This window comes from uncultured Maricaulis sp. (genome assembly GCF_963976135.1).
In the GTDB taxonomy this organism is placed as follows: Bacteria; Pseudomonadota; Alphaproteobacteria; order Caulobacterales; family Maricaulaceae; genus Maricaulis.
This window is the reverse complement of record NZ_CAXBKN010000152.1, coordinates 1-3,961: the sequence shown is the minus strand read 5'-3', so window position 1 is coordinate 3,961 and position 3,961 is coordinate 1. Positions and strand designations below refer to the sequence as shown.

3 protein-coding genes are annotated in these 3,961 nt (G+C 61.7%); all 3 read right to left on the bottom strand.

Translation table 11 applies throughout. The features are described 5' to 3' along the window. Positions 1 to 997: M48 family metallopeptidase (locus AAC023_RS13870; protein ID WP_339741785.1), on the bottom strand; the 997-nt coding region annotated here is incomplete at its 3' end. An 11-nt stretch (positions 998 to 1,008) separates the two neighbouring features. Then, on the bottom strand, positions 1,009 to 1,560 hold the full coding sequence (locus AAC023_RS13865) for a LemA family protein (protein WP_339741784.1): 552 nt from the start codon (positions 1,558 to 1,560) through the stop codon (positions 1,009 to 1,011). 54 nt (positions 1,561 to 1,614) lie between these two features. Continuing rightward, complete coding sequence (parC, locus tag AAC023_RS13860) at positions 1,615 to 3,891, bottom strand: DNA topoisomerase IV subunit A (RefSeq protein WP_339741783.1); 2,277 nt, start codon at positions 3,889 to 3,891, stop codon at positions 1,615 to 1,617. Between the last annotated feature and the right edge of the window lie 70 nt (positions 3,892 to 3,961).

Here is a 3,961-nt window from a genome sequence, read left to right as displayed (position 1 = left end):
CATACTGCACCAGCATCTCGATGCGTTTCTCGATCGGCGGGTGGGTCGCGAACACGCCCATGAAGCCGGTATGCGGGTTCTCGATGAACATTTCGCGGACCTCGTCGGGCGCGTCGCCAACCTCGGAATGGCCGGAGATCTTCGCCAGCGCCGAGATCATCGCATCGGGATTGCGCGTCAGCTCGACAGCGCCGGCATCGGCCATGTATTCGCGCCGCCGCGACAGCGAGAAACGGATCAGGATCGCCAGGATATAGGCGATGGCGATACAGGCCAGCGCGATGAAGATCAGCGCGCCGCCATTGCGCGAGCCGCCGCCGCGGCGCGATCCGGCCTGGCTGCTGGCGCGCAGCCCACCATGCAGCATGCCGCGAAAGGCGATCTCGCCGGCGAAGGAAATAATGCCGACGAAAATGATCGCGATCACCAGCAGGCGCACATCCCTGTGGCGGATATGGGAAAGCTCGTGGGCGAGCACGGCTTCCAGCTCGGCATCATTGAGGGTGTCCATCAGGCCGCGTGTAACGGTGACGGTGTATTGGCCCTCGGTGAGGCCGGAGGCATAGGCATTGAGGCCGGGCGTCTCGATGATCGCCATTTTCGGGATGGTCATGCCGCGCGAGATGCACAGGTTTTCGAGCAGATTATAAAAGCGCGGCTCGTCCTTGCGGGTGACGGAGCTGGCGCCGGTGGCGGCATTGATCATCGCCTGATGCCCGAACCAGGCGATGATGAACCAGATGCCCGCTCCGATCGTGGCGAAAACGGCGATTTCCGGCAGGATATTCACCGCCGCCATCATCGACTGGCCGAGCGTCGCCTCGCCGGCATAACCCTTGCCGGCCATGTAATCGCCCTCGCCGGTCATCGCGATGATGACCAGGGCGATGGCATAGCCGATCAGGGTCAGCAGAACCGGAAATCCGGCCAGCAGGAGGATGGATTTGAGATTATTATTCCAGATATGGGTGCGAAGTCCTGCCGCCCCGAACATCATGGGATTTGATCCTAGAACTTGACCTGGGGCGCCGCACGCTCGGCCTCGGCGACCTCGAAGAAGTCGCGCTTGGCAAAGCCGAACATGCTCGCCATCAACACGGCCGGGAATTGCTCGATCGCGGTGTTGAATTCGGCGACGGCATTGTTGAAGAAGCGGCGCGCAGCGGCGATCTTGTTTTCCAGGTCCGACAATTCGCTCTGCAGCTGCATGAAGTTCTGGTTGGCCTTCAGGTCAGGATAGCTTTCCGACAGCGCGAACAGCTGACGCAGGGCGCCGGAGAGCATGTTTTCAGCGCCGGCGAGCTCTTTCACATTCGGAGCGACAATCGCGGCCTGGCGCGCCTTGATGACGTTTTCCAGCGTATCGGTTTCGTGCTTGGCATAGCCCTTCACGGTCTCGACCAGATTGGGAATGACGTCATGGCGCTGCTTGAGCTGGACATCGACATCGCCCCAGGCCTGGTTACAGGTCTGCCGCAGCGCCACGAGGCGGTTATAGATCCCGACCAGGATGAAGCCGACAACGATAACAACGATAAGAAGGATGATTGACGCGTCCATGCTTTATTCTCCCGGGCAGGCCATAAGGGCCGAAATTTCGATACGATAATCTATTTATTCAGCTTTCGCCTGTGAAGCGAGGAATTCCGAGCCGCGTGGTGCAAAACGCAGGCTGCGCGGAAAACCGCGCGGCGCCATCCGGCCGGCCTGGGCGCGCTTGCCGCACCACATCTTCCAGTCATCGAGACCGTGACGGCGGCCCGCACCGTCGAGCCAGCTGAGGCCCTCCTCGCCCGAAAACACCATCACATCGGCGACACGGGCGCCCTTGCCGCCCAGCAGGCGTACGCCCTTGCCGCGGGTCATGACCGAGATTTCGTCGAGCGGGAAGACCAGAAGCTTCTTGTTCTCGCCGATGACCGCGACCTGGTCGCCCATCGCCGGGATGCACAACAGGGCCTCATCGCCCTCGACCAGATTGAGGATTTGCTTGCCGCCCTTCTTCGCCGCCATGCAATCCTTCTCCAGAACGCGGAAACCATGCCCCTCGCCCGAGGCAATCAGCAGCGTGCGCTCGGGATCGTATTTGAACAGGCCGATTGGCGCCGCATCATCGGGCAGGTCGACATGCAGGCGGACCGGCTCGCCATGGCCGCGGCCGCCGGGCAGATTATTGGCGTCGAGCGTATAGAATTTCCCGTCCGTCGCGAACATCAACAACTTGTCGGTGGTCTCGCATTTGACGGCGAAGGCGGAGCGGTCACCCTCCTTGAATTTCAGCTCGGTGACGTCGGAGCTATGGCCCTTGAGCGCCCTCACCCAGCCACGCTCCGAGAGCACGGCGGTGATCGGTTCGCGCACGATAAAGGCTTCAATCGACGTCTCGGCCGAGACCAATGGCGCGTCGGCAAACACCGAACGGCGGGCGCCAATCGCCGTTTTGGGGCCGTAGAATTTTTCGACCTCGGCGATCTCGCCGTCAACCTTGGCCCATTGCAGCTCAGGCGAGGCGATCAGATCCGACAGGCTCTGGCGCTCGCCGCGCAGAGTGTCGTCTTCCTTGCGGATTTCCAGCTCCTCAAGCTTGCGCAAGCTGCGCAGCCGCATGTTGAGAATGGCTTCGGCCTGCCGGTCTGACAGTTCGAAGGTGGCCATCAGCTTGTCTTTGGGCTTGTCCTCGAAACGGATGATGCGGATCACTTCGTCCAGATCGGCATAGACGATGAGATAGCCGGCCAGTACTTCCAGCCGGTCTTCAACCTTGGCCAGACGCGTCTCGGCCCGGCGCACCGCAACCTCGCGGCGGTGCTCGACCCAGATGGCGAGCACATCCTTCAGGCTCATCACCCGCGGCGTGCCTTCCGGATCAAGCACATTGAGATTGAGCGGGAAGCGGTTTTCCAGATCGGTCAGCTTGAACACCGACTCCATCAGGAGTTCCGGATCGACCAGCTTGCTCTTCGGCTCCAGCACGAGGCGGATATCCTCGGCGCTCTCGTCGAGCACATCCTCCAGCAAAGGCAGGCGCTTGGCTTCCATCATCAGGGCGATGCGCTCGACCAGTTTGGATTTTTGCACCAGATAGGGGATTTCGGTGATGACGATGCGCCACATGCCGCGGCCGACATCCTCGATCTCCCATTTCGCCCGCACCCGGAACCCGCCGCGCCCGGTCTCATAGGCCTCCCGGATCGCCGTTTCCGGCTCGATGATAATGCCACCGGTCGGGAAATCGGGGCCCTTGACGTATTTCAGCAGATCGACCGTCTCGGCATCGGGTTTCTTGATCAGATGCCGCGCCGCCTTGCACAGCTCCCAGGCATTATGCGGCGGGATGGAGGTCGCCATGCCGACGGCAATGCCGGTCGAGCCATTGGCCAGAAGGTTGGGAAAGGCGCCGGGCAGGACCAGCGGCTCGCGTTCCGAGCCGTCATAAGTGTCCTCGAAATCGACCGTGCCGTGTTCAATGTCCTGCAGCAGCAGCTCGGCCGCCTTGGTCAGGCGGGTCTCGGTGTAGCGCATGGCGGCCGCGCTATCGCCGTCAATATTGCCGAAATTGCCCTGGCCCTCGACCAGCGGATAGCGCGAGGCGAAATCCTGGGCCAGACGCACCAGCGCCTCATAGACCGACTGGTCGCCATGCGGGTGATATTTACCGATCACATCACCGACGACGCGGGCCGATTTCTTGAAGGCCGAATCCGGGTTCAGCTTCAGCTCGCGCATCGCATGCAGAAGCCGCCGGTGAACCGGTTTCAGCCCGTCACGGGCATCGGGCAGCGCCCGCTGGGTGATGGTCGACAGCGCATAGGCCAGATAGCGCTTGGACAGCGCCTCATCGAAGGGTTCCTCGATGATATGACCGGCATCAGGATCGAAATTATCGCCCATGGAATAGCGCCTCGTGATTCGTGGGCTTCAGTATAGGGCGATTGGCTTGTGGGACAGGGACGGGGCGCAG